At 71.0% G+C, this 2675-nt stretch carries 3 protein-coding genes; all 3 read left to right on the top strand.

Annotated elements, in window-relative coordinates:
* A partial coding sequence (gene trxB, locus KK617_RS18555; RefSeq protein WP_277501668.1) for a thioredoxin-disulfide reductase occupies positions 1–957 on the top strand: 957 nt, incomplete at its 5' end.
* Positions 958–1039: 82 nt separating this feature from the next.
* Positions 1040–1366 (top strand): thioredoxin, encoded by a 327-nt coding sequence (trxA, locus tag KK617_RS18550; protein ID WP_277501667.1) that lies wholly within the window; start codon positions 1040–1042, stop codon positions 1364–1366.
* Positions 1367–1499: 133 nt separating this feature from the next.
* A complete protein-coding gene (locus KK617_RS18545; RefSeq protein WP_277501666.1) occupies positions 1500–2267 on the top strand; it encodes a lysophospholipid acyltransferase family protein in 768 nt (255 codons plus the stop codon).
* Positions 2268–2675 lie beyond the last annotated feature (408 nt).

The following is a 2675-nucleotide window of genomic DNA, read 5'->3' as shown; positions in this document are numbered from 1 at the left end:
GCCGCGGTGTACGCCGCGCGCGCGAACCTCGCGCCCCTGGTGTTCGAGGGCTCGGTCACGGCCGGCGGCGCGCTGATGAACACCACCGAGGTGGAGAACTTCCCGGGCTTCCGCGACGGCATCATGGGCCCCGCGCTGATGGACGAGATGCGCGCGCAGGCCGAGCGCTTCGGCGCCGAGCTCGTGCCCGACGACGTCGTGTCGGTCGACCTCACCGGTGACATCAAGGTCGTGCGCACCGAGACCGACACCTACACGGCGCGCTCGGTGGTGCTGGCGATGGGCTCGGGCTACCGCAAGCTCGGCATCGACGGCGAGGACCTCTACTCCGGCAAGGGCGTGTCGTGGTGCGCCACCTGCGACGGGTTCTTCTTCCGCGAGCAGGCCATCGCGGTCGTCGGCGGCGGTGACTCGGCCGTCGAGGAGGCCACCTTCCTCACCCGCTTCGCCTCGAAGGTGTACCTGATCCACCGCCGCGACTCGCTGCGCGCCTCCGCGATCATGGCCGACCGCGCGTTCAAGGACCCGAAGCTCGAGGTGCTCTGGAACTCCGAGGTCGCCGAGATCCACGGCGGCGACAAGCTGGAGAGCGTCACGCTGCGCGACACCGTGACCGGGGAGACCCGGCCGCTGGAGGTCACCGGCCTGTTCGTGGCGATCGGCCACGACCCGCGCTCGGAGTTGCTCGGCGGTCAGGTCGACCTCGACGACGAGGGCTACGTGCTGGTGCGCCACCCCTCGACGGCGACGAACATCCCGGGCGTGTTCGCGGCCGGCGACCTGGTGGACCACCACTACCGCCAGGCGATCACCGCGGCCGGCACCGGCTGCGCCGCGGCGCTCGACGCCGAGCGCTACATCGCCGACCTGGACCACGCCGCGGTGACGCCGCAGGAGGCCCAGGACGCGGTCGCGGAGTCCGCCGCCGTCGAGACCGTGCAGACCGCCGGCCTCTGACGGGAAGAACCGAGCGCTCCCCGACGTTCCACCACCGACGCCCCGGTCCGCCGGGCGACCCCATCAACGAGAGGAACACGCCGTGGCTGACATCGCCGCTGTGACCGACGCCGAGTTCGAGGCGCAGGTCCTGAAGTCCGACAAGCCCGTCCTGGTCGACTTCTGGGCCGAGTGGTGCGGCCCGTGCCGCCAGGTCTCCCCGATCCTCGACGAGCTCGCCAAGGAGCACGGCGACAAGATCACGTTCGTGAAGATGAACGTCGACGAGAACCCCGTCACCCCGGGCAACTACCGGGTCACGGGCATCCCGACGCTCAACGTCTACTCCGGTGGCGAGGTCGTCAAGACCATCGTCGGCGCCAAGCCGAAGTCCGCGCTCGTGCGCGAGCTCAGCGAGTTCATCGGCTGACGAGCAGCTGCTCCGAGCCGGAGGCCGGTCCCGCACTGCGGGGCCGGCCCCTCGGCGTCCGGGCCCAGGTCGACGCCGCGCCGTTGCAGGCTAGAGTCGATCGACCGCAGCGCCGCAGCCACCGGGAGACCACGTGCTCGACCTGACCTACCCCGCCGTCATCGCCACCGCGAAGCTCTCCTTCCGCGCGCTCGGCCAGCGCTTCCAGATGGCGGGCACCGAGCAGGTCCCCCGCACGGGCGGCGTGCTGCTCGCCGTCAACCACGTCGGGTACGTCGACTACGTGTACGGCGGGCTCGCCGCCAACCCGTCGGGCCGCTACGTGCGGTTCATGGCGAAGAAGGAGATCTTCGACCACCCCGTCGGCGGTCCCGTGATGCGTTCGTTCCACCACATCGAGGTCGACCGGGGCGAGGGCGCGGCGTCTGCCGCGAAGGCCGTCGAGTACCTCCGCCAGGGGGAGGCGGTCGGCATCTTCCCCGAGGCCACCATTTCGCGCTCGTTCGAGATCAAGGAGCTGAAGACGGGTGCAGTGCGGATCGCGGCGATGGCCGGCGTACCGCTCCTGCCCGTCGTCATCTTCGGCACCCACCGCATGTGGACCAAGGACCACCCCCGCGACTTCTCCCGCGGCAAGACCATCGGCGTGCACGTCGGCGCCCCGCTCCACCCGACCGCCGCCGACCCCGTCGCCGAGACCGCCGAGCTGCACGAGTCGATGAAGGCGCTGCTCGACAAGGCGATCGACCTCTACCCCGAGGACGAGAAGCCCGCCGGCGCCTGGTGGATCCCCGCCCGCCGCGGCGGCAGCGCGCCGACCCTCGACGAGGCCGAGCGCCTCGACGCCGAGGAGAAGCGCGCCCGCGCCGCCAAGCGCGCGGAGAAGCGCCGCGCCTCCTGACAACGACGCTCGGTGGTTGAGGTGGCCGCCCCGTCCCGCGCTGGTTGAGGTGGCCGCCCCGTCCCGCGCTGGTTGAGGTGGCCGCCCCAGCGGCCCTCGAAACCACCACCCACGGCCCGAGCTGGTGTCGAGGCTCGCCGGAACTCGCATCTCAACCGACGCTCGGTGGTTGAGGTGGCCGCCCTGGCGCTCGGTGGTTGAGGTGGCCGCCCCAGCGGCCCTCGAAACCACCACCCACGGCCCGAGCTGGTGTCGAGGCTCGCCGGAACTCGCATCTCAACTGAACCGTCACGGGTTTGATGCCGCTTCCTTGTGAGTCAAGGAGGATGAGCACATGCCTAAGAAGGTGGATCCCGCTGTGAAGGAGCGGGCGATTCGGATGGTCGCGGAGCACCGCGGCGACTACAG

Origin of the sequence: Nocardioides sp. ChNu-99 (assembly GCF_029493445.1) — a bacterium.
Taxonomy (GTDB): Bacteria; Actinomycetota; Actinomycetes; order Propionibacteriales; family Nocardioidaceae; genus Nocardioides.
This window is presented reverse-complemented; position numbering and strand designations above follow the sequence as displayed.